24 protein-coding genes are annotated in these 21,219 nt (G+C 38.6%); 13 read left to right on the top strand and 11 right to left on the bottom strand.

The features are described 5' to 3' along the window. Positions 1 to 4: 4 nt before the first annotated feature. The 3 genes from BN999_RS16390 to spxA all read left to right on the top strand — a co-directional run bounded on the left by BN999_RS16390 (position 5) and on the right by spxA (position 2,349). Positions 5 to 535 carry a GrpB family protein gene (locus BN999_RS16390; RefSeq protein ID WP_096273137.1) on the top strand — a complete coding sequence of 177 codons (531 nt, stop codon included), beginning with the start codon at positions 5 to 7 and terminating at the stop codon, positions 533 to 535. Then, positions 528 to 1,634, top strand: a complete 1,107-nt coding sequence (locus tag BN999_RS16385; protein ID WP_096273135.1) for a metallophosphoesterase — start codon at positions 528 to 530, stop codon at positions 1,632 to 1,634. The genes BN999_RS16390 and BN999_RS16385 overlap by 8 nt, the downstream gene beginning before the upstream one ends. Before the next feature lie 319 nt (positions 1,635 to 1,953). Next, positions 1,954 to 2,349, top strand: coding sequence for a transcriptional regulator SpxA (spxA, locus tag BN999_RS16380; protein ID WP_026907937.1), 396 nt, complete (start codon positions 1,954 to 1,956; stop codon positions 2,347 to 2,349). Positions 2,350 to 2,413: 64 nt separating this feature from the next. Here the strand turns inward: spxA and BN999_RS21100 are convergent, their stop codons facing one another. Both BN999_RS21100 and guaC read right to left on the bottom strand, forming a co-directional pair. Then, positions 2,414 to 2,545 carry a hypothetical protein gene (locus BN999_RS21100; protein WP_255247495.1) on the bottom strand — a complete coding sequence of 44 codons (132 nt, stop codon included), beginning with the start codon at positions 2,543 to 2,545 and terminating at the stop codon, positions 2,414 to 2,416. A 96-nt stretch (positions 2,546 to 2,641) separates the two neighbouring features. Further along, positions 2,642 to 3,625, bottom strand: coding sequence for a GMP reductase (gene guaC / locus BN999_RS16375; protein ID WP_096273133.1), 984 nt, complete (start codon positions 3,623 to 3,625; stop codon positions 2,642 to 2,644). A gap of 718 nt (positions 3,626 to 4,343) precedes the next feature. Between guaC and BN999_RS16370 the strand changes: the two genes are divergently transcribed. After that, a complete protein-coding gene (locus tag BN999_RS16370; protein WP_096273131.1) occupies positions 4,344 to 4,880 on the top strand; it encodes a D-glycero-alpha-D-manno-heptose-1,7-bisphosphate 7-phosphatase in 537 nt (178 codons plus the stop codon). Positions 4,881 to 4,901: 21 nt separating this feature from the next. Here the strand turns inward: BN999_RS16370 and BN999_RS16365 are convergent, their stop codons facing one another. Next, a complete protein-coding gene (locus BN999_RS16365; RefSeq protein ID WP_096273129.1) occupies positions 4,902 to 5,735 on the bottom strand; it encodes an N-acetylmuramoyl-L-alanine amidase in 834 nt (277 codons plus the stop codon). Positions 5,736 to 6,197: 462 nt separating this feature from the next. Here BN999_RS16365 and BN999_RS16360 point away from each other — a divergent pair, with 462 nt between their 5' ends. From BN999_RS16360 to BN999_RS16340, 5 genes are all read left to right on the top strand, one after another. Further along, a complete protein-coding gene (locus BN999_RS16360; RefSeq protein ID WP_096273127.1) occupies positions 6,198 to 6,764 on the top strand; it encodes a DJ-1/PfpI family protein in 567 nt (188 codons plus the stop codon). A gap of 141 nt (positions 6,765 to 6,905) precedes the next feature. Beyond that, complete coding sequence (locus tag BN999_RS16355; RefSeq protein WP_096273125.1) at positions 6,906 to 7,325, top strand: VOC family protein; 420 nt, start codon at positions 6,906 to 6,908, stop codon at positions 7,323 to 7,325. A 55-nt stretch (positions 7,326 to 7,380) separates the two neighbouring features. Continuing rightward, positions 7,381 to 7,959 (top strand): GNAT family N-acetyltransferase, encoded by a 579-nt coding sequence (locus BN999_RS16350; protein ID WP_096273123.1) that lies wholly within the window; start codon positions 7,381 to 7,383, stop codon positions 7,957 to 7,959. 73 nt (positions 7,960 to 8,032) lie between these two features. Beyond that, a complete protein-coding gene (locus tag BN999_RS16345) occupies positions 8,033 to 8,965 on the top strand; it encodes a fumarylacetoacetate hydrolase family protein (protein WP_096273121.1) in 933 nt (310 codons plus the stop codon). 107 nt (positions 8,966 to 9,072) lie between these two features. Further along, positions 9,073 to 9,276, top strand: a complete 204-nt coding sequence (locus tag BN999_RS16340; protein ID WP_096273119.1) for a CDGSH iron-sulfur domain-containing protein — start codon at positions 9,073 to 9,075, stop codon at positions 9,274 to 9,276. Between the two features lie 274 nt (positions 9,277 to 9,550). Here BN999_RS16340 and BN999_RS16335 read toward each other — a convergent pair whose 3' ends face one another. From BN999_RS16335 to BN999_RS20350, 3 genes are all read right to left on the bottom strand, one after another. Beyond that, positions 9,551 to 10,717, bottom strand: a complete 1,167-nt coding sequence (locus tag BN999_RS16335; RefSeq protein ID WP_096273117.1) for a hypothetical protein — start codon at positions 10,715 to 10,717, stop codon at positions 9,551 to 9,553. Next, on the bottom strand, positions 10,710 to 11,303 hold the full coding sequence (locus BN999_RS16330; protein WP_255247494.1) for a sigma-70 family RNA polymerase sigma factor: 594 nt from the start codon (positions 11,301 to 11,303) through the stop codon (positions 10,710 to 10,712). The genes BN999_RS16335 and BN999_RS16330 overlap by 8 nt, the downstream gene beginning before the upstream one ends. Positions 11,304 to 11,418: 115 nt before the next feature. Further along, positions 11,419 to 11,871, bottom strand: a complete 453-nt coding sequence (locus BN999_RS20350; RefSeq protein WP_141249082.1) for a hypothetical protein — start codon at positions 11,869 to 11,871, stop codon at positions 11,419 to 11,421. A gap of 49 nt (positions 11,872 to 11,920) precedes the next feature. Between BN999_RS20350 and BN999_RS16320 the strand changes: the two genes are divergently transcribed. Beyond that, positions 11,921 to 13,612, top strand: a complete 1,692-nt coding sequence (locus BN999_RS16320) for an FAD-binding dehydrogenase (RefSeq protein ID WP_096273113.1) — start codon at positions 11,921 to 11,923, stop codon at positions 13,610 to 13,612. A 498-nt stretch (positions 13,613 to 14,110) separates the two neighbouring features. After that, positions 14,111 to 14,257 carry a hypothetical protein gene (locus BN999_RS20760; RefSeq protein ID WP_176482007.1) on the top strand — a complete coding sequence of 49 codons (147 nt, stop codon included), beginning with the start codon at positions 14,111 to 14,113 and terminating at the stop codon, positions 14,255 to 14,257. Between the two features lie 39 nt (positions 14,258 to 14,296). Here BN999_RS20760 and BN999_RS16310 read toward each other — a convergent pair whose 3' ends face one another. Genes BN999_RS16310 through BN999_RS16300 form a run of 3 tightly spaced genes read right to left on the bottom strand, consistent with a single transcriptional unit; the run spans position 14,297 to position 16,438 of the window. Next, positions 14,297 to 15,025 carry a P-II family nitrogen regulator gene (locus tag BN999_RS16310; protein WP_096273110.1) on the bottom strand — a complete coding sequence of 243 codons (729 nt, stop codon included), beginning with the start codon at positions 15,023 to 15,025 and terminating at the stop codon, positions 14,297 to 14,299. Then, positions 14,979 to 15,749, bottom strand: coding sequence for a DUF1538 domain-containing protein (locus BN999_RS16305; RefSeq protein WP_096273108.1), 771 nt, complete (start codon positions 15,747 to 15,749; stop codon positions 14,979 to 14,981). Before BN999_RS16305 ends, BN999_RS16310 begins: the two co-directional genes overlap by 47 nt. Further along, on the bottom strand, positions 15,746 to 16,438 hold the full coding sequence (locus BN999_RS16300; RefSeq protein WP_096273106.1) for a DUF1538 domain-containing protein: 693 nt from the start codon (positions 16,436 to 16,438) through the stop codon (positions 15,746 to 15,748). Before BN999_RS16300 ends, BN999_RS16305 begins: the two co-directional genes overlap by 4 nt. A gap of 313 nt (positions 16,439 to 16,751) precedes the next feature. Between BN999_RS16300 and BN999_RS16295 the strand changes: the two genes are divergently transcribed. Then, a complete protein-coding gene (locus BN999_RS16295; RefSeq protein WP_096273104.1) occupies positions 16,752 to 17,507 on the top strand; it encodes a hypothetical protein in 756 nt (251 codons plus the stop codon). Positions 17,508 to 17,558: 51 nt separating this feature from the next. Here BN999_RS16295 and BN999_RS16290 read toward each other — a convergent pair whose 3' ends face one another. Then, on the bottom strand, positions 17,559 to 18,620 hold the full coding sequence (locus BN999_RS16290; RefSeq protein ID WP_096273102.1) for an NAD(P)/FAD-dependent oxidoreductase: 1,062 nt from the start codon (positions 18,618 to 18,620) through the stop codon (positions 17,559 to 17,561). An 801-nt stretch (positions 18,621 to 19,421) separates the two neighbouring features. Between BN999_RS16290 and BN999_RS16285 the strand changes: the two genes are divergently transcribed. Continuing rightward, positions 19,422 to 20,192 carry a hypothetical protein gene (locus tag BN999_RS16285; protein ID WP_096273100.1) on the top strand — a complete coding sequence of 257 codons (771 nt, stop codon included), beginning with the start codon at positions 19,422 to 19,424 and terminating at the stop codon, positions 20,190 to 20,192. Between the two features lie 30 nt (positions 20,193 to 20,222). Here the strand turns inward: BN999_RS16285 and BN999_RS16280 are convergent, their stop codons facing one another. Further along, positions 20,223 to 20,897 (bottom strand): SIMPL domain-containing protein, encoded by a 675-nt coding sequence (locus BN999_RS16280; RefSeq protein WP_096273098.1) that lies wholly within the window; start codon positions 20,895 to 20,897, stop codon positions 20,223 to 20,225. Positions 20,898 to 21,219 lie beyond the last annotated feature (322 nt).

Raw genomic sequence — 21,219 nt, 5'->3', positions numbered from 1 at the left:
GTTTATGAGACAGGTTATCGTTACAACTTATCATCGAGATTGGGAAAAAATATTTCAATTGGAGGCTTTACGGTTAAAGGAAATTCTCGGAACTGAGATAGTGGAAGTCTACCATATAGGAAGTACTGCAGTTCCAGGACTTTCAGCCAAACCAATTATTGATATGATGCCAGTAGTAAATGATATTACTAGAATCGAAAATTATGATGATGAAATGAAGAAGGCAGGCTATAAACCCAAAGGGGAAAACGGCATCAGGGGTCGAAGATATTTTCAAAAAGGTGGGGACGAGAGGACGCATCATGTCCATATTTATGAAAAGGGAAACAAGGAAATCATTCGCCATCTGGCCTTTAGGGATTATTTAAGGAAACATCCTGAAGATGCAATGAGATATGGAAGATTGAAAGAACAATTAGCACTTCGTTATCCATATGATATAGAATCCTATATTAATGGAAAGCATGAACTCGCTTTAGAAATAGATAAAAAGGCACTTCGTTGGTACGAAAGAGAGGATAAGAAACATGATTGAAATTCAAAAGTTAAAACTTGATAAATCTAGAAGAATGATTGTTACATCAGATATCCACGGAAACCTTAATCTGTTCAAAAGACTATTAGAAAAAGTGAATTTCACCGAAGATGATTACCTCTTTATCAATGGTGATCTCTGTGAAAAAGGTGTTAATAGTTTGGAAGTCATTGACTTTGTAAGGGACTTAGTAGCGAACAATCAGCTTGTCTTTGTTACAAAGGGAAATTGTGATGTGGTGCATCGTTATGTGTTTGATGGAAATGAAGGAATACGAAATTATATGAAACAAAGAAAGTTTTCTATATTAAATGAAATGATGGCCAAGCATGGCAAGACGCTGGATGACTTTACTGACCTAAGCGATCTAGGAAGATTCTATAAAGAAAACTTTCAGGAGGAAATAAATTGGTTAGAATCTCTAGCAACTGCTTATGAGACGAATCACCATATTATTGTTCATGCAGGAATTGATAATTTAGTAGATTGGTATCATACAGAGGAATCAACAGCATTATATGCCAAGGCGTTCCAGGAAAAAGAACATCAATCAGAGAAAACGGTTATCGTTGGGCACTGGCCAGTTGTAAATTATCGCTCTCAACAAGCTAGTTCCCATAACCCTCTAATCAATCATGATAAGCGAATTATTTCAATTGATGGTGGGAATCGAATTAAGAAGGATGGGCAGCTTAATGCTTTAATTATAGAGGATGGTGAATATTCCTTTGCCTATGTGGATGACCTGGAGAAGGAAGCAAAAATTGTGAAAGAGTATATAGATCCAACTAACATAAAAGGAACCGTTACATATCCTAATTATGAGATGAGACCAATTGAACAGAAAAAGTATTTCACTAAATGTGAAAATATCAACTTAGGTACAATCCAGTGGGTGAAAAATGAATATTTAGTTAAAGAAGGAGAAAAGCATTACTGTAAGAATGATCTAAGTGTGACGTTTATAACGGTAAAGTACGGGGAATATGTAAAAATAGTAGATGACGAATGTGAAGGATTTGTTCTAGTGAAAAAAGGTAACGGTGAGGTAGGATGGATTCCGAAAGAATGTGTAAAAAATGAGAATTTCAGCAGGTAAAATCAAAATTAGTGCATAAACCCCCTCTCCTTTAGGGCATACTTTCAGATAGGGTTTTAAATATTATTAGATGTTTTAAAAAAGCCATAGCGAACAGAAGTTTCTAATGTTATAATTATCTATGTATAGTTAATTAGTAAGGGATATGAGGTTGACACTGCTGTCTAGCTGTACTAAACTTATATTGAATTAAAGATATTTAATATAAAAAGATATGTTTTTATTATGGGAATACATGAGTCTTTAGGTGATTCTACCATTGGAAACAGAATACGGGATGAGTTGTCAAATCTCTTCTAGAGAGAAAGGAAGTAATTACATGGTAACACTATACGTTACACCAAGTTGTACATCCTGCAGAAAGGCAAAAGCCTGGTTTCAAGAGAACAACATACCATATAAGGAACGTAATATTTTTTCGGAACCGTTATCATTTGATGAAATTAAAGGGATATTGCGTTTAACAGAGGATGGTACAGAAGAAATTATTTCAGAACGTTCGAAGGTTTTCAAAGAAATTGATGTGGATATCGAACAACTTCCTATGAAGGAATTGTATCAATTAATCCAAGAAAATCCTGGTTTATTAAGAAGACCGATTATCATTGATGAAAAACGTCTACAAGTAGGCTACAACGAAGATGAAATTCGTCGTTTCTTACCAAGATCGGTTCGTACATTTCAATTACACCAACTACAAAAAATGGTTGATTAGTATTTAAAAAGGTGAGCACATATGTGTTCACCTTTTTCTTATGTTATAGGCTGCTCGAGAATAATTAATCAGGAACGGCCACGTCTAGCTCCGGGCGCCCAGGGACTAGCGAGACTTCCCTCACCTCATGACAAGATAAGTCAACATCGACTCCGGTTACAAAGGAAGGTCGACTAATACCAACCTTTGCGGCCAACGTCGACATACCCCTATGAAGGGGCATGTTTCCTATATCTCCTACGGCTCAGTCCAGTCCGTAGTCCCTAACCGGGCGCCCTGCGCTTTTGTTATCTTAGTAAACCTTGTCCCCGTTAAAGATAGAGTTTTTCACGACTACATAATCAACGTTTCGGATTGCATCTAATTTGTTTCCGCCTGCGTAAGAGATAGATGATTGAAGGTCTTGTTGCATTTCAATTAAAGTATCTTTTAAAGATCCTTTATGTTCGACAAGCATTTTCTTACCTTCTACATTCTTTTTCTCACCTTTTTGGTATTCTGATGCGGAACCGAAGTATTCCTTAAATAGTTTGCCATCTCTCTCAACCGTTTCACCAGGTGATTCTTCATGTCCGGCAAATAAGGAACCAATCATGACCATGGATGCACCAAATCGTACAGATTTAGCAATATCACCATGAGTACGAATACCACCATCAGCGATAATTGGCTTACTTGCTGCTTTTGCACACCAACGAAGTGCTGCTAACTGCCAGCCACCTGTTCCGAATCCAGTTTTAATCTTCGTAATGCATACTTTCCCAGGTCCAATCCCTACTTTAGTTGCGTCAGCACCAGCATTTTCTAATTCACGAACAGCTTCTGGTGTACCAACATTACCAGCAATGACAAAGCTTTCTGGTAAGTGATTTTTAATATGTTTAATCATATCAATGACTGCATTGGAATGACCGTGAGCAATATCAATTGTGATATATTCAGGCGTTAGGTTTTCATTTGCTAATTCTTCAACAAAACGGTACTCTTCTTCTTTTACTCCAACACTAATGGATGCATACAAACCACGCTCTTGCATATCTTTAACGAAATCAATGCGTTTTTCAGGTTGGAATCGGTGCATGATATAGAAATAGCCGTTTTCTGCTAATTGTAAAGCGATTTTTTCATCTATAATAGTTTGCATATTTGCTGGTACGACTGGTAATTTAAATTGACGTCCGCCAAATGTGATAGATGTATCACATTCAGAACGACTTTGAACAATACATTTTGCGGGAATTAATTGAATGTCTTCGTAATCAAATACATTATCCATAATTTACACTCCTAAACACGAATGTTTTATTTATAGCGAATAAAAATCGTTCGCCATTAGCTAATTTACTATATATTTGGTAGTATGTCAAATTAGATATAAAGGCTATACTAATCTATTGATTTAGATAGGGTGTATTCATGGGGAGTGGAGCTGTTTAATAGAAAATACCTGGTAACTTTAGGAAGTATTGAGCTATTTGAAGTGAATTTGTGTTGAAATGAAGAATGAGAACGTGTAGTACATCACTTTGCCAGTAGATTTGTGTTGAAATGAAGAATGAGAACGTGTAGTACATCACTTTGCCAGTAGATTTGTGTTGAAATGAAGAATGAGAACGTGTAGTACATCACTTTGCCATTGAATTTGTGTTGAAATGAAGAATGAGAACGTGTAGTACATCACTTTGCCAGTAGATTTGTGTTGAAATGAAGAATGAGAACGTGTAGTACATCACTTTGCCAGTGAATTTGTGTTGAAATGAAGAGTGAGAACGTGTAGTACATCACTTTGCCATTTAATTTGTGTTGAAATGAAGAATGAGAACGTGTAGTACATCACTTTGCCGTTGAATTGAGTTTGAAATGAAGTAATGAGATCGTGTATCACATCATTTTACTATTGAATTGGGGCTGAAAGGAAGAATGCGGCTGTGTAGCATAGATTTTGATTGCGAATATTGGGTATACTAGCCGTAGAAAAGTTGGAAGGTGAGATTATGCTACCTGGAATATTTTTAGACCGTGATGGTGTTATAAATGAAGTGTTAACCCGCCGGGTGAAATTTGTAAATAAACCTAGCGATTTCTACTTGCTGGATGGTGTTGGGGAAGCGATAAAGCTGTTTAATGAAGCAGGATACAAGGTGTTTGTGGTAACGAACCAGGGTGGGATTGGACTAGGTTATATGAAAGAAACTGCACTGGAGAAGGTACATCAAAAGATGGAGGATGATTTAGCTGAATTTGGTGCAAGTGTCGATGATATTGCATATTGCCCGCATAAACCACATGCCGGTTGTGCTTGCCGAAAGCCGAGACCTCAAATGCTAATTGATTTAGCGGAGAAACATCATATTGATTTAGAAAAAAGCTATATGGTTGGGGATCGTGATCCAGATATAGATGCCGGTAGAGAAGCCGGCGTAACGACTGTTCTAGTTGGTACAAGGGAAAAAACATCTAGTGAAGCGGATATGCGATTTGATGATTTGCTTGGATTTGCGGAATGGTTAGTTAAGGGTGACTCTGAATAAGAGCCACCCTTTTTTATTAAATTATTCACTAGCCATTACAGGTTCAAGTGCAGACGTACTTTGCTCTATCGCAATATATGCGTCTTGGATGCCTGCATTTTTAACTTGTTGTAAGCGTTGTTCGGCATTGTCTCGGCTAGAGAAAGCACCAGCTTGGACGCGGTACCATGTGGTGCCAGAAAGGACAACCGTACCAATATAGGAATCAATTCCTTTATTACTCAAAAAGGTAACACGTTCTTCTGCGTTGGCTCTAGAAGTAAAGGAACCTGCAATAACCTTGTATAGCACATCGCCACCGCTTTGTTTCGGAGGAAGATTAAATGCTATGGCTATCCCGTTTGCATGACCTTGCGCTACCGCTTGACGCCAAGTTGCCTGTTTCATCAAATTAGCATCAGAAGCATTATCAATGAATCCATTTTCAGTAAGAATTGCTGGCATTGCTGATTCGCGCAGAACATGGAAGTTTTCTTTCTTCTGTCCGCGGTTGGTAAGTTGGTTTAACTTGGTGATTTCCGTGTGAAGAATATCTTGGTATCTAGCAGTCAAAGATGAATCGGACAAATTACTATGAATATAATCCTCATATCCTCGAGCAGATCCATTAAAGGCATTACAATGGATGGATAAAAAGTAGTCAGCTCCCCAGGCGTTTGCTTCGTCTGTTCGCTGCTTGAGGGTTTTTGTAATATCACTTGAGCGGCTCATCATAATGTCCACGTTATCAAACCCGTTGATGAGCGTATTGCGTATGCGCAGTGCAATATCTAAGGTAATGTTCTTTTCTAACAACCCATTTCCACTAGCTCCGTTATCTGTACCACCATGACCAGGATCTAAATATAGTTTCATGTAAATCTCCTCCTAAATAATTTTTGGATAGAAAGCACATGAGAAACTTCTAAGGTGGATAAAGCTATTTGTTGATAAGTTGTTTGTGAATGTTTCTAAGAAGTATTTGGATAGTTAGGAATGTATCGTGAGGTTTGTCCCATATCAATACCCTCCCTTGCTTTTTAGTTAGTGAACTATTCGGTGAAGGCCCTCTTAATTCCTTTATTATTTGGAAAAATGAGGTAATATTCTTAGTGGAAAATTGGTGATAAGGAAGATAGTAATGGAAAATATTAATGAATTACGCAGAAGTAATCAGTACTATTATCATAGACAATTTAAACAGATGCGAAGGGGTAAATGATGAATAAATTGGATATTAAGTTTTCGTGAATTTATATGAATAGGAGGATTATTATTCCAAAATAGAGAATATATTAGTGAAGCTTTAAATTTAATCAATTTAAAGGAGGAATTATCATGTCCAAAAAAGTATTAATTCTTGCTGGAGACGCAGTAGAGGCACTTGAAATCTATTATCCTTACTTTCGTTGCCTAGAGGAAGGATATGAAACTACCATTGCTGCCTCATCACCTAAGAAGCTACATACTGTGGTTCATGACTTCATCGGATGGGAGACCTATACAGAGAAGGAAGGATATTTAATTGAGGCAAGTGCAAGCTTTGCTGAAATTAATCCAAAGGAATATGATGGATTAATCATTCCGGGTGGGCGCGCGCCTGAGCATATGCGTTTGAATGAGCATGTTCCGGCTATTGTCAGTCACTTTTTTGAAGCGGATAAGCCTATTGCTGCTGTATGTCATGCAGCACAAGTCCTTACAACGGTACGGGAACATATGAAAGGGCGAGAGCTAACGGCTTATATTGCTTGTAAACCGGAAGTAGAAGCATTAGGTTCAACCTACATGAGTGAGTCCAATCATGTTGATCGTAACCTAATCTCTGGTCATGCATGGCCTGACTTGCCAGGATTAATGAAAGAGTTTGTTAAGCAAGTAAATGGCGTTGGAGTAGAGGCGTAACAGGGGAAGGGAGAGGCGTAATGTTGCTACTCCCTCCATTCTCCAACCAATAAAGGAATACCGTCCTGCAAGATGGGTAATCCTATACTGTGGTAAAAATCAGGAGAAAATATGATAAATTTATAGACAAGAGGTGCGAATATGATTCAAGAAATCAATCCCTATTTAGTTACGAACGGAAATGGGCAAGAGGCGGTAACGTTTTATAAAGATGTTTTTGGAGCAGAGGTGTTAAGTTTTCAAACCTTTGGTGAAAATCCGATGGAAGGAAAGGCTGTTCCCGAGGAAGTGAAAGACCTTGTTCTACATGCTCATTTAAAAATCGGAAATTCTGTACTCATGATATCCGATAACTTTCCTGGAAATCCATATCAAGTTGGTGACCATTTATCCATTGCTATTATGATAGAGGGATCTGATAATGCGAAGGACGTTTTCACCAAACTAGAAGATGGTGGGAAGGTCATCATGGAATTGCAAGAGACATTTTGGAGCCCGCTCTACGGTCAGGTTCAAGATAAGTTTGGTGTCTTGTGGCAAGTATCTACAACAGAAGCGTAAAGAGTTCAGGAGGGCTTGAACCTATTCAAGTCCTTTCTTTTTGGAGGAAAAAACAATGGATAACTATTTCACAGAAATCCCCATCTTAGAATCCAAGCATTACATACTCAGAGAAATTACACTAGAAGATTCGAAAGAGTTATTTGACATGCTAAGTAACAAAGAGACAATGAAATACATCACCCCAAATCCAGTTAAATCAGTAGAAGAAGTGGAAGAATTAATCGCTAACTATCGAATTAGATTCTTAGAGAAAAAAGAAATCCCCTGGGTCATCATAGAGAAGGACTCTGGTAGAGTAATAGGCCAGTTCCGTTTGCATAAAGTCCATACCTGGCATCGAAAGGCAGAAATGGGAGCAGTTATTCGAGAGGAATTTCAACGAAGAGGAGTCATGAGTGAAGTTATTCAAAGCTTATTGCCATTTGTGTTTGAGACGTTAAAGCTAAACCGATTGGTCGGTGATATCTTTGCAGAAAATGAGGGGTCGAGAAAGCTTTTAGAGAAATATAGGTTTACGAAAGAGGGGGTACTTAGACATACAGACTTTGATGGGGAGAGATTTCATGATACGGTTGTGTATTCTATGTTGAGGTCCGAGTACCTGGAGATGAAAAGATTACGTAATCTATGACGGTGAAATTTACATAATAATTGGAAAACTATATAATAGAGTCATTCACATCAAAATAATGGAGGGGAAAAAAATGAAACTAGTAAGTTATCGATTGAAAGATAAAGAAGTTCCACTTCGAGTTGGAATGGTGATGGATGATATGGTTATAGATTTGCAAGAAGCCTACCTTGCTAAGTATCCAAGCCAAGGAGAAGAGGTAGATGTACTATTCCCTTCAGAGCCAACGTCATTCTTTAAGTTAGGTGAACCCGCCATTCAAGTGGCAAAGAAACTCTATACATATGTGAAGGGAAATGCGGACCGAATTGCGGCGGGACAATACTCACGGCATGACGTATACCTTGGTACGCCAATTCCAGAACCCTCTAAGATTATTTGTGTTGGAAGAAATTATGTAGAGCACGCACAAGAAATGAAAAGCGATATCCCAGAATATCCGGTGCTATTTGCTAAATTTGCTAACGCATTAATTGGTCCGGAAGATAACATAGAGAAAACACCTTATACAGAGAAGTTGGATTATGAAGTGGAGTTAACAATTGTCATTGGAAAGGAAGCATCAAAGGTTAAAAAGGAAGATGCATACGATTATATTGCTGGATATACAATAGGGAATGATATTTCTGCGCGAGATCTACAAAAAAGAACGCCACAATGGCTACAAGGTAAGTCAATCGATAGAAGTACTCCCGTTGGACCATGGGTTGTTACAACAGATGAAGTTGGTGATCCTGGAAAGTTAGATGTTCGCTGTTATGTAAATGGAGAACTTCGTCAATCCTCTAATACAGAAAAGTTTATTTTTGATGTTCCATTTTTAATCGAATTTATATCTAACCTCATTACGTTAAAACCAGGAGATCTTATTATGACTGGAACACCAGATGGAGTGGCATTTGGTATGGAAACTCCGAAGTTCCTGAAAGACGGTGATGTAGTGTCGTTAGAGATTGAAAAATTAGGTCGTATGGAGAACCGTGTAAGACAAGCTATTAATGAATAATTCATATTCTTAGTCTGATTCACGTAAGATAGTAAAAGGCATATTTTGCTTCATTATGATTAATTCATTTTATATAAGAAGATTAAAAATCGTATAGGAGGGGTTTCATGAGTGAAAAGGTCGTCATTAAAGTAAATGATAATGGTTCCCTTCGTATTACAGGCGATGTAGAGTTGGTAGATGCTGAAGGTAATGTATTTGAAACGAAGAAAAGCTTCTCCCTATGCCGCTGTGGGCATTCTGAAAACAAACCATTCTGTGACGGTACACATCGTAAAATAGGGTTTGAAAGTGCTCCTAGAGCAAAGTGAGAAGAGGCTGGGACAAAAGAGTTTTAGTTGATTAAAATCCGAACGAACATGAAAAGCGCATAGACCCGCTCCGGAAATATACTACGCTTTCCACGGGCGGCTGGTGAGCCTCCTCAGAGCTAAAGCTCTTCCGGGGCAGAGCTAAAGCTCTTCCGGGGTCTCACCGATGCCTATCCTCCCGTAGGAGTCTCCGTATATTTCCGGAGCTGATGTGGTGTTTCGTTCAGGTTCTCAACTTATACTTTTAGTTATGTCCCAGCCTCTTCTTTTTTTATCATTGAATTGCCATCCAAGCTATCTTATAAACTCCAAGTTCCTCATCAAGATAGAGCCTAAATCCGATATCATTTTGTCCCATTTCATTTCTGGTAGTGTATCGTATTAAAACCTCATTACCACTCAGTTGAAGCTCATCAAACTGTTGTATCTTTAGCATTTCCTCATAAAAAGCTTCTGCCTGCTCTATTGTGTAATTGGTTGAACTAACTTCAGCAATAAAGCTTTCCTTATCAGGATACGGAAAAGAATCTTTTTTATAATATAGCGCGTATTCCGTATCTAAATCATTAAAACGACTAGCGTAGTGATAAATCTTAAAGACCTCAAAAGCACTGAGACCTTCTAACAACCTATCATCAAATGTAGTCTTATATTCCTCATATATCTGCATAAGCTCATCTGATAAAGCAATGGTTTCGGAATAGGAATTGGTTGCCTCTCCATTAATTCGGTTATATTCTTCCATTATTAATGTAATACTTGAACCTCCCGGTGAATAATGATACTCCATCGCATAAGGGGTGATGGTTACATCATTAGTTATTCCTTGTTCCACGTCAAAAGTAGACCTTGTATATGCTTCATCATCGAAGTATATTGGTATATCCTTGTTCATATCCCCTTCAGCAATTGGAATGCGATTCCAACTATCAGCATCAGGGCTAAACATTAGCTGTTCATCTTCAATGAAACGTCCTGTTAAGCGGTCCCCTTTAAAGGTAATAATCGTTACATCTCCGTTTTGTTGAACATCCATAACTGGTAGTATCATTTGCTCTTTTACAGTTTCAGGATTAAAGATGTTCAAGCCTAAACTTTCTTCCATTTCTGCTGCATCACCATTAAACGAGTTAGAGGTATCTGAATCATAAATTGCATTGTCTTCCTGAATACTAAATTCTTGAGACATTTTAGCATCAGAACCAGAATCATTCTCACTCATAAATAAATCCGGTGATTGATTGATGGTAATGGCAAAGATCAATACAGCTACAGCCACAGCAACACCCGTGATTACCTTGGGATAGATGGGAAGCTCTTTTCGTCTCGATTTAACTGGAAGTTTATCTATTTTATCACGAACTGCCTGCTTATCTTTATTCGTAAAGGAAGTAGGGATTTGATTAAATTGACTCTGTAAATCTTTTAATTCTTTATCCACGGTCTACACCACCTTTTATAGAAGATAAGCTTTCTTTTAATTTTTCGCGACCACGTCTAAGTCTTGTGCGTATGGTTGCTTCATTCATATCTAAAATCTGGCTTATCTCACCAGTGGATAGTTCTTTAAAGTAAAACAAAATAATAATCTCCCGGTATTTAACTGGGAGCTCCATTACCGTATGAAAAAGCTCACTGGAATGGTCTTTTTGTAGCGCTCTCTCTTCAGGAGTCACTTCATCCTTCGCCGTGGTATGGGAGGAAGTAATAAGCTTCTCCTTTAACCGCTTGTTTCGCGCATGCCAGCTACGCAAGTAATCCTTACATTTATTGATGGCAATCGAATATATCCAACTCTTTAAAGTAGAATTACCTTGAAAAGTATCTAATTTTTGATAGATCGTTACAAAAACCTCTTGAGTAACATCATCTGTATCTGCGGAGTTCTTAACATAAGCAAATACAAGTCGTTTTATTTCATCGCCATACATATCCATAATTGTTTCTATGGCAAGGGCAGGGTTGGACTGCAGTTCCTTAATGCCCTCCTTATCGTATGTCGGATGGAAAGTATCATGAGTGGCCACTCTATTTCCCCCTAACTTCCTAACTCATATATAAGACGTGATGTTCGATTTGGATGTTTCATACTAGAGTTATTTTATTTGTAGTCTATCATAATGAGGATTGAATGTAACTCTGTTATTGCAATTGGAATGGGTAATCGGGTGCAAGGTTATGTAGATTGGTCACAAGCGCGGGAGGAGCGGTCACAAGGAGGCTGAAATTGGTCAGATGCATGGGGAGAGCGGTCACAAGGAGCTCGAAGTTGGTCACATGCATGGGAAGAGCGGTCACAAGTTGCCTGAAATTGGTCACATGCACGGGAGGAGCGGTCACAAGGTACTCGAATTTGGTCACATGCATGGAAAGAACGGTCACAAGGAGGCTGAAATTGGTCACATGCACGGGAAGAGCGGTCACAAGTTGCCCAAAACTGGTCACATGCATGGAAAGAGCGGTCACAAGTTGCCTAAAACTGGTCACATGCACGGGAAGAGCAGTCACATCGCTCTCAAGATTGGTCACATGATTCCAGGCTCGCACCCTAGATGAAAAAACAGAAAGAATTTTCTGATTTAAAATATAATTCATTAATATTATACTAGGTATAACACGTTTTCTAACTTAAGGGGGATACGCTATGAATTATGATGTTATCGTTGTGGGGGCGGGGCTTGCTGGGCTAGTAGCAACAAAGGAACTCGCAGATTCAGGTAAAAAGGTACTGCTTGTAGATCAAGAACCAGAGGCCTCACTTGGGGGACAAGCTTGGTGGTCATTTGGCGGCTTGTTTCTAGTAGATTCACCCGAACAACGTCGGATGGGAATAAAGGATTCTAAAGAGTTAGCATGGCAGGACTGGTTAGGTACGGCGGGATTTGATCGGGAGGATGATGAAGATTATTGGGGGAGAAAATGGGCAGAAGCCTATGTAGAATTTGCGGCTAGCGAAAAGCGAGAGTGGCTAAGAAGCCTAGGAATTCGATTCTTTCCGGTTGTAGGTTGGGCAGAACGTGGGGGTTATTTAGCAGAGGGACATGGAAATTCTGTTCCACGTTTCCATATTGTATGGGGAACTGGACCAGGAATAGTAAAACCATTTGAATCTAAAGTACGAGAGTATATTGATGCTGGGTTGGTGGAATATCGACCTAGACATCGAGTGGATCAATTAATCCAAAGTAATGAGCGTGTGACTGGAGTACAGGGAGCAATACTGGAGCCTAGTGATGTCAATAGAGGAGAGAAAAGTTCCCGAAATGTTGTTGGGGAATTTGAATTTCATGCAGAGGCAGTTATAGTTGCTAGTGGGGGTATTGGGGCAAACTTTGAATTGATAAAAAAGAATTGGCCTAGCAGGTTAGGCAACCCACCAGAAACGATGATATCTGGAGTTCCTGCCCATGTAGATGGACGTATGCTTGATATAACAGAAAGTATAGGCGGAAGAATTGTTAACCGAGACCGCATGTGGCATTACACAGAAGGAATAAAAAATTGGAATCCAATCTGGCCATTACATGGAATTAGAATTCTACCAGGGCCTTCATCTATCTGGCTAGATGCTCGGGGGAAACGATTTCCTGCCCCGAATTTCCCGGGATTTGATACATTAGGCACACTAGAAGCTATTATGAAAACGGGCTATGATTACTCGTGGTTTATATTAACAGAGAAAATCATAGAGAAGGAATTCGCTTTATCTGGTTCGGAACAGAATCCTGATTTAACGGAAAAGAGTATTCCTAAGCTATTATCAAGAGTATTGCCAGGTCCACCCGCACCAGTGAAAGCATTTATGGAAAAAGGTGAAGACTTTATTGTTGCAGATAATCTACCTGATCTAGTAAAAGGAATGAATGAACTGACCGGTGATTCCCTGTTGGATGTGAATGATATAGAAAGACAACTTACAGCTAGAGATCGTGAAATGGATAATAAATTTACCAAGGACCTTCAGGTTACAGCTCTTAGAGGTGCACGAAATTATCGAGGAGACAAATTGATTCGTGTCGCCTCCCCACATAAAATACTAGACCCCAAAAATGGTCCATTAATTGCTGTTCGTTTAAATATACTGAGCAGAAAAACTCTAGGAGGATTACAAACCGACTTATCCTCAAGAGTGCTAGATGAAAACGGGGAACCAATACCGGGGTTATATGCAGCTGGAGAAGTTGCTGGATTCGGTGGCGGTGGCGTTCATGGATACCGAGCTTTAGAAGGTACCTTTTTAGGGGGCTGTTTATTTAGTGGAAGGATTGCTGGTAAAAGCGTAGCCGAAACTCTAGGCAAAGGCATAGTTACGAATGCTCAGGTGGTAACTAACTAATTAGGTTGTCTTAGGATAATTGTCAAAGACATTAGGATGTAAATAAATGTGGAAAAGTTCATGAGTATCTTTCTCATGGACTTTTTTTGAGGGGAATCAGAATAGAAAAGTTCATGAAGACCCTTCTCATAAACATTCTGAGGAGAATCAGGGTAGAAATGATCATGAGAGCCACCCTCATAAACGTTTTAAGGAGAATTAGTGTAGAAATGATCATGAGAGCCACGCTCATAAACATTTTAAGGGGAATTAGAGTAGAAATGATCATGAGATCCCCTCTCATAAACATTTAAAAGAGAAACAGAGTAGAAATGATCATGAGAGCCACGCTCATAAACATTTTGAAGAGAATCAAAGCAGAAATGTTTATGAGTACCATATCATGAGCACCAATTGACAACAAAATGCACTACCACAACCCTACCTTCTTCATATTTCAATATAACTTGCATAACTTTTACATACACTCAAAAACTACCCTCAAGGAGGCGATAGTCATTGGTTAATAAAGAGAAGGAATTTAACAATATGTTTAAAGAAAATAGAAACCATGGTGAGCACCGAAACGGTAGGAAGAGTCAATTCAAAAATAGCTCTGCACATGGCGGCGATAAGCCTGATGAATACTTAAATAGCAAAGACTAACTAAAAAGGCATTCGCTAGCTTGCGAATGCCTTTTACTATTAATTCTCATTCATTTTTTCACTAACCATATTATTAAGCAAATGGTTGATTCCAACCGTTTTTTCAACTTCTAATACGAATGCTATTCCCTTTCCAGGGGTGTTTAACCCAGCGCCTATATTAATGGCGTTAAGAACAGCTTCTGTCCTATCTCTTGTAATAAGAGTGAGTACAACCTCTTTTTCAGGCTCAATTAGAATGTTAAATAGTTTTGCTTGTTCGTGAATACCAGTACCTCGACCATTGATGATGGTTCCACCTTCAGCGCCAGCTTTCTTTGAAGCGTCAACCACTTTTTCTGAGTCACCCTTATTCACGATGGTGATAATTAGATCGTAAAGAATTTTTTCCTCATTCATGGTGATTGAAGCCTCCTTGTCACTTTCAACTTCCATATCAATTCCAAGCATATGGCATATACCTGTAACATTTTTTGTATTCAATACAAAAGCAATTCCTTGCTTTTGTTGGTTTAATTTTGCAGTGGTTATAATGGCATCAAGTACGTTAGGGTATATATCATCATCCACTAATGTAAGGATGACTTCTCGTTCTCGTTCAACTGGAATACCCATAAAACGCATCTTTTCATCAGCACGAAAACCATTTCCTAGGAGAGTAGTTCCGCCTTTTGCACCAGCTTTTTTCGTAGCTTGAACGATCTTTTTTGCCTTTTCCTTTTTAACGATCGTGATGATGAGCTTTGACCTGAGCTTGGTTTTCGGCATTTTGTTTTTTCTCCTTCCTTCCAAATAAAATTCCGAGGGTGAGGACACTTAAGATTGGTGCAAGTGCTACCAGTGCAACCATTCCGAATCCATCTAGAAGAGGATCTCTACCTTCTGTTACCGACGCAACCCCTACAAATAGTGCTAGGAGAAAGGTTGCAGTCATTGGACCGGTTGCTACTCCACCGGAATCAAATGCTATGGATGTAAATGTCTTGGATGAAAATTTAACCATGATTAGTGCTATTATATAACCTGGTACGATAAAATACCATAGGGAAATACCCAAAAAGATTCGGATAAAGGCAGCAACAATTGCAAGCCCCACACCAATTGATAATGTATATAAAAGAATCTTCCCTGGAATATAACCCCCAGAGACTTTTTCCACCTGGTTAATCAGTACACTAACAGCTGGTTCCGCATAAACAACAAAGAATCCGATAATAAATCCTATTGGTAATAATACCCACTTATTTGGTAGTGATCCTAATTTTTGACCCATTATTTCCCCTACCGGAAGAAATCCAATATGGACACCCTGTAAAAAGATGGAAAGACCTAAAAACGTTAGTAAGAAACCTATTCCAATATCAACTATTCGTTTAATCGGCAATTTTAAGAAGAATAATTGGAAGAAAATAAATAGAACTGCTAATGGTGCTAACGCACTGAATACCTCCAATAATACCTCCGTGAATCCTTCGAAAATATGCAGAGTCATCCATAAATCACCCCTAACAATAGAACAGAGATAATAGGGCCAATGGATGCAAGTGCTACTAATCCAAAACCATCACTAGATGATGATTTACCACGGATTACAGTAGCAACTCCGACACCTAAAGCTAATATAAATGGAACGGTTAATGGGCCAGTAGTAACCCCACCAGAGTCAAACGATATCGGAACAAAAGTAGGAGGTGTAAAAGCGGCTAAAAAGAAAGCAATACCATAACCGGCAATTAGTAAATATACAATATTTATGTTTAAAATAATACGAAGCATTGCAAGTCCAACGAAAATCCCAACTCCAAGCGCAACGGATAATATTAATATAGATTGTGGAATTGCGCCACCAGACACACTGTCAACCTGAGTGCCAAGTACCCGTACATCAGGTTCTGCAATTGTCACAACAACCCCTAGAATAAACCCGAATAATATAATCATCCATACCTTTTTTGTTTTGGACAGTGCCGATCCAATTAGCTCTCCAACGGGCTGTAAACCAACACTAACACCTAATAAGAAAAGAATAAGACCAATTGCAACCATTAGAGCACCAATTAGAAATTGGATGAATACCTCCATTGGGAGCCAAATTATTGTAAATTGCAAAATAGTAATGATAATAGTAATCGGCAAAATAGATAAAATTACTTCTCTTATGGTTTCTTTGATATTGTCCATATATGACCACCCTTCTTATGGATATTATAAAAGGAAAATAACAAGAGTATTCAGATAGCTGTGTGCGCGTGGTTCTTAAAACTATCTGTGGATATTCCGTGCTAATGGGGATAGTTGAGTGATAAATATACTCATATAAGAGAATTATAGCATTGTTTATAATTTTTCTAAAATTATTGAGCGGTAAAAATCGTATTTTTTTATAGGGAAGGATGCATGATTTTTTATATAGGTTTATAGTTTTTTGTCCCGACATTTTCTCCTTTAGCATAGTATAAAGTATTGAATTTTGGTGGGAAAAGGAGAGGGAATGGTGAGCATATTTATCAATACCAATTCACATCCAAATCTTTTTAAAAATAACGTCTCGATTGAAGGACCAAATCAATCATATTTTCAAAGTGATCACCTAAAGGAACTACTAGAAGAACAGAATCGGGTAAATGAGGTATTACAAAAGTCGATGAAAAGTCTTCGAATTTCATTCCAAAAGCAGCGTTATCATCAGGATAGTAGATGGCGTGATGTGGTTCAGGATATTAACCTATTGAAGGAGAATACCAAACATCGCGAGGAGTTTGAAAAACAGACAAGGGAGTGGATTACGATGCTAGAACGTAATAGTCAGGAACTTCATCGTATTGCCCACGAAAATAGTACAGTTAACCAAGACATATTGAAGGAAATTTATCGGATTCACCAATCCAATGAAGAAATAATGCAGCAGTTAATGAAACTGGATACCAATAGCGAAAGTTTCTCTCACCAGATTGGTGAAATGACAGAAAAACAGGAGCTTATGGCAGAACAAGTTTCTACCCAACACGAAAAGCAAGATAAGGTGTTGGACCAGTTAGAGAATCAAGAGGCACTGATGGAGAAGTCCAACTTACAATTAACTAATTTACGTTCTATTCTATTCGAACGCACTGGATTTATTGCGGATAAAATAGAAGAGAGTTACAAGTTAACCTCTTCCGTTCTGTATAAATTTCTAACAGGAACTGATAAACCATTAACATTAATGATGACGAATCAGAAAAAACAAGCGAATAAGAAAGATGACTAACAATAAAGGCTTTTCCAGGAGATTCCTACCTCTAAGGAAAAGCCTTAAGCTTTAATGTCGTTTGTTCAACCATAAGACTCCTGTTTTAACTAATCTAGGAACTATTCCAACCAATGGCTGCTTCATCATATTCCCAAAACCATCATTCTTCCCTAGTGAACCCAGTGTTCCTTTTAGGCGAATCTCCTTTGGAGGTTTTGGTTCTTGATTACGTATAATCGAGTTCAAAATAAGTGCTGTTTGTTCTCCTTGAATACCAGCTAATTGTGCACTTGGTGAATGAACAGAAGATGCGCAATCCCCAATTACATACACATTTTGCTGCTCAGGAACTTGAAAGTATTCATTGACCACAACTTTTTCCTGATTGTCCTTTTTGAAAGGCAATTCCCTTACCACTCGATTTGGACGAACCCCAGCAGTCCAGATCGTTACATCGTTCACATAACATACACCATTGTTACACACGCCATCTTTTTCTACGTATTCCACATTAGCATGATGTAATACTTCTACGTCATTTTTATTAAACCAATCGGCTACATAACCTTGGATTCTCGGATCAAATGCTCTCAGAACCGAACCACCTCGGTCTAGTAGACGAATATTAAGGTCTGCCCGGCTTTCCCGAATCTCTGAAGCTACTTCAATACCGCTCAAGCCTGCCCCAACAATAGTAACTTTTCCTCCGGCTTTTAAATTGCAAACTGCTAAACCAGTTTTACGGGCATTAGCAAAGGTTTGTACGCTCTCGGTGTATTGTTCTGCCCCTTCAATGCCATGATAATTGTCTTCACATCCTAAAGCGACAACTAAAAAGTCGTAAGAGACCACTTGGCTCAAATCCCGAAAGATAATTTGTTGATTTTCAACATCAATTTTGTCAATCTCCGCATAGACATAGTTGATTTGATCGTGCTTTGGAAAATCGACCCGTACTTCCCGATCCGCAACTGTACCTGCTGCAATGGTATAAAATTCTGTTTTTAGTGATTGATATGGATTACGATCAACAATTGTCAGATTAATGTCATCAGGTAGACCCTTATCGACCAAACCTAGAGCAACCTTAATCCCTCCATAGCCACCACCTAGAATAACTAAATTTCTCATTTATTTAACCCCCATCCCCTGGTAGAAATCTAGAATGCTAGTCTTTTGGGATACGATATCCGTAAACGCTTTCCACTTCTAAGAGTATCAAAGAATTGTAAGTTCGACTAGTAAAATATGAAGAATCTGTTACAGATGAGTTTTAATTCTGTGCGGATAATTATTCATAGTTGGGAGCAACATACCCGCTACGGAAATACACTCCGCTTTCCGCTAACGCACTGCGGGGTCTCACCGAAGCCTATCCTCCCGCAGGAGTCTCCGTGTATTTCCTTCGCTAGTAATTAGTGATTAGAAACAATAGCACCACATAAATCCAAAACAAGATTCAATAACTAACAATGAATATAAGACTAAACCAGCGCAGGCAGAAATACGGAGACTCCTCGAAAATAAAGAACAATTTTCTTCGTGCGATGATTACGCTGACGAAGCATTCCTTGGGACTGCGATTACTCGCCCCACCGAAAACCATTGTCCTGCGGGAATAGCACGTGTCCGAAGACCCCGCAGAGGCGAACTTTCCTCGAGGAGGCTGAGGCCGGGCCCGCGGAAAGCGGAGTATTCTGCCGGAGCGGTAGTATCAAGCTTCACCAATTCTAATTATGTATACCACGTAGTTTTTATCTACTAGTTAATTAGTTTAAACTAACCGAAAAAAAATAAAAATCATTTAGAAAATAGCTAATGATAAGGACATTTCCTGCAAAAAAAGTGGAAAAATATTCATGTATTTTCCTTTTTGGGAAATAGTAACAAATGATTTTATAGGAAAAACCATACAGGAAAGGAAGAAAAAATATGAAAGCAAAGTTGTTAATCGTTGTAATGACAGCTCTAATTGCAAGCTCCTGGCAGATATCAACTGTATTTGGAGAAACAAACACGGATAATGCATGGTTTGATTTCATGGATAAAGACAAAGACGATGAAAAGCCAAAAAAACATGCAAAAAAGGATTTACATAAGCATGAAGCATGGATTAAGTATAAGGCAAAAGAATTGGGAATTGAAACAGATGGAAAAGACCTTGCTACATTATCCAAAGAAGTAAAAGAAGCTAAGGTAATGAAGAAGGCAAGTGAACTTGGTATCGAAACAGAAGGAAAAGATGCAAAAGAGTTATCCATGGAAATTCACCAGGCAAAAGTTATCAAAGAAGCAAAACAACTCGGTATTGAAGTGGAAGGGAAAGACCATGATGATTTAGCAGAAGAGGTCTTAGATGCTAAGTTTAAAGCAAAAGCGAAGGAATTAGGAATCGAAACTGAAGGCAAAGATGTAGATGATCTATTAAATGAAGTAAGAAAGGCCATTCTAGAGCGCGAGGCTGAAACTTACGGTGTAGAAACAAAAGGGAAAATAGAACATGAAATTGTGATGGATATACATGAAGCAAAAATTTATGACTCTGCAGAGAAACTAGGAATGGAAACAGAAGGTAAAAAACCAAATGAAATTCTAGATGAAATCTTTGAGAATTATGCTGCAAAAGCGAAGGAGTTAGAGATATTCCCATTTGAAAATAATGAGGATAAGTTTTACTTATATCATCATATGGGGTCTGATTAATGGAAAGAGGAGGATGGTACCTCCTCTTTTTTAGTAATGAAATATTGCTTCAACGAGGGCGGTTATTTTGAATTGACCAGGCTCAATTGGCGTCGTGGATGCTTTTTCAGTGGAAACACCTAATACAAATGGTCTTGGTTGTTCTGGTGTTGTGCTCGAGATTTCTTTTAATTGATCTGGAATTTCGTTAATGGAAACACCTAACGTGTCCGCAACTAATAAGGACTTTTCTTGTGCATTTTTAATGGCATTGGCAAGTGCCCGTTGATAATATCGATCCTGATTGGAAACGGTCATATTAATATTACGTACGGTATTGGCCCCATTATTTACTGCAATATCTACTATTTCACCGACTTTTTCAATATCTTCCACGGTTATGGTTAGGAGATTAGTAACTCGATATCCGCGAAATACTTGTTTGCCATCTTGGAAGTCATAATCAATATCGATGCGAAATTCAGATGTTTGTATGTTTTCTCGAGGAACCCCACTGTTTAGAATGGCGTTAATTACATTAGTAGTCTCGGTGGCATTAGTTTGCTGGGCTTGTTGCAAGTTTCTGTTCTCCGTGATAACACCTAATACGATTGTTGCCTGGTCAGGTTGTGCCATTACGGAACCTTCACCGTATAGGGTAACTTTTCGTTGGTTCTGCCTAGTTGGGAATGATTGACGAAAATATGGATTAGCTTGATAGTACATAAATTCACCTCTTTAAAGGGTATATATAGGTAAATATATGTTTATTTAGGTAAAAAGTGTATCTATTGTACATAAAAAGAGGCTGGGACATAACTAAAAGTATAAGTTGAAAACCTGAACGAAACACCACATCAGCTCCGGAAATATACGGAGACTCCTGCGGGAGGATAGGCATCGGTGAGACCCCGGAAGAGCTTTAGCTCTGAGGAGGCTCACCAGCCGCCCGCGGAAAGCGTAGTATATTTCCGGAGCGGGTCTATGCGTTTTCATGTTCGTTCGGATTTTAATCAACTAAAACTCTTTTGTCCCAGCCTCATTAAGC

The organism is Paucisalibacillus globulus (assembly GCF_900184735.1).
GTDB lineage: Bacteria > Bacillota > Bacilli > Bacillales > Amphibacillaceae > Ornithinibacillus > Ornithinibacillus globulus_B.
This window is presented reverse-complemented; position numbering and strand designations above follow the sequence as displayed.

Coding starts and splice junctions, on each gene's coding strand:
- BN999_RS16280 (WP_096273098.1), bottom strand. CDS start 20,897: ATGTACTATCAAGCTAATCCATATTTTCGTCAATCATTCCCAACTAGG.
- BN999_RS16355 (WP_096273125.1), top strand. CDS start 6,906: ATGATTCAAGAAATCAATCCCTATTTAGTTACGAACGGAAATGGGCAA.
- BN999_RS16305 (WP_096273108.1), bottom strand. CDS start 15,749: ATGACTCTGCATATTTTCGAAGGATTCACGGAGGTATTATTGGAGGTA.
- spxA (WP_026907937.1), top strand. CDS start 1,954: ATGGTAACACTATACGTTACACCAAGTTGTACATCCTGCAGAAAGGCA.
- BN999_RS16340 (WP_096273119.1), top strand. CDS start 9,073: ATGAGTGAAAAGGTCGTCATTAAAGTAAATGATAATGGTTCCCTTCGT.
- BN999_RS16300 (WP_096273106.1), bottom strand. CDS start 16,438: ATGGACAATATCAAAGAAACCATAAGAGAAGTAATTTTATCTATTTTG.
- BN999_RS16385 (WP_096273135.1), top strand. CDS start 528: ATGATTGAAATTCAAAAGTTAAAACTTGATAAATCTAGAAGAATGATT.
- BN999_RS16285 (WP_096273100.1), top strand. CDS start 19,422: ATGAAAGCAAAGTTGTTAATCGTTGTAATGACAGCTCTAATTGCAAGC.
- BN999_RS16290 (WP_096273102.1), bottom strand. CDS start 18,620: ATGAGAAATTTAGTTATTCTAGGTGGTGGCTATGGAGGGATTAAGGTT.
- BN999_RS16370 (WP_096273131.1), top strand. CDS start 4,344: ATGCTACCTGGAATATTTTTAGACCGTGATGGTGTTATAAATGAAGTG.
- BN999_RS16345 (WP_096273121.1), top strand. CDS start 8,033: ATGAAACTAGTAAGTTATCGATTGAAAGATAAAGAAGTTCCACTTCGA.
- BN999_RS16360 (WP_096273127.1), top strand. CDS start 6,198: ATGTCCAAAAAAGTATTAATTCTTGCTGGAGACGCAGTAGAGGCACTT.
- BN999_RS16365 (WP_096273129.1), bottom strand. CDS start 5,735: ATGAAACTATATTTAGATCCTGGTCATGGTGGTACAGATAACGGAGCT.
- guaC (WP_096273133.1), bottom strand. CDS start 3,625: ATGGATAATGTATTTGATTACGAAGACATTCAATTAATTCCCGCAAAA.
- BN999_RS16310 (WP_096273110.1), bottom strand. CDS start 15,025: ATGCCGAAAACCAAGCTCAGGTCAAAGCTCATCATCACGATCGTTAAA.
- BN999_RS16350 (WP_096273123.1), top strand. CDS start 7,381: ATGGATAACTATTTCACAGAAATCCCCATCTTAGAATCCAAGCATTAC.
- BN999_RS16390 (WP_096273137.1), top strand. CDS start 5: ATGAGACAGGTTATCGTTACAACTTATCATCGAGATTGGGAAAAAATA.
- BN999_RS20350 (WP_141249082.1), bottom strand. CDS start 11,871: ATGAATTATATTTTAAATCAGAAAATTCTTTCTGTTTTTTCATCTAGG.
- BN999_RS16320 (WP_096273113.1), top strand. CDS start 11,921: ATGAATTATGATGTTATCGTTGTGGGGGCGGGGCTTGCTGGGCTAGTA.